The organism is Bulleidia sp. HCP3S3_C9 (assembly GCF_052064035.1).
In the GTDB taxonomy this organism is placed as follows: Bacteria; Bacillota_I; Bacilli_A; order Erysipelotrichales; family Erysipelotrichaceae; genus Bulleidia.
Map to the genome: position 1 here is coordinate 1 of NZ_JBQHWJ010000164.1, position 324 is coordinate 324.

General features: G+C 36.7%; 1 protein-coding gene. It reads right to left on the reverse strand.

The window, feature by feature from the left end; translation table 11 throughout:
* Positions 1-182 (reverse strand): helix-turn-helix domain-containing protein (locus ACTND6_RS11260; RefSeq protein ID WP_441045132.1); only part of this gene is annotated, 182 nt, incomplete at its 3' end.
* Positions 183-324 lie beyond the last annotated feature (142 nt).

Genomic DNA, 324 nt, shown 5'->3' on the forward strand with positions numbered 1-324 from the left:
TCGACAGGATACTTTGATTTGTAAGAGAGAGTACGATGATTCCTGATTTCCTTGCCAATTGTAGATTTGTCTTTGCCAAGCGTATCTGCGATGGACTTTTTAGAAGAATTGCTTTCAATACCGCGTTGAATGATTCTGCGTTCGTCATCAGTTAAATGTAAATTCTTGTTAGATGTTGCCATGGTATGATCTCCTTTCTTTGCGGCAACACATCCAGCTGAGAAAAATAAAACATTCTGAAAGAGTAAAATCAACTGGAAGCTGGTGAAATAGTAAATTCTATTCTGTGTATACGAAAGTGGAATTTAACTTTTCAGTTCAGCA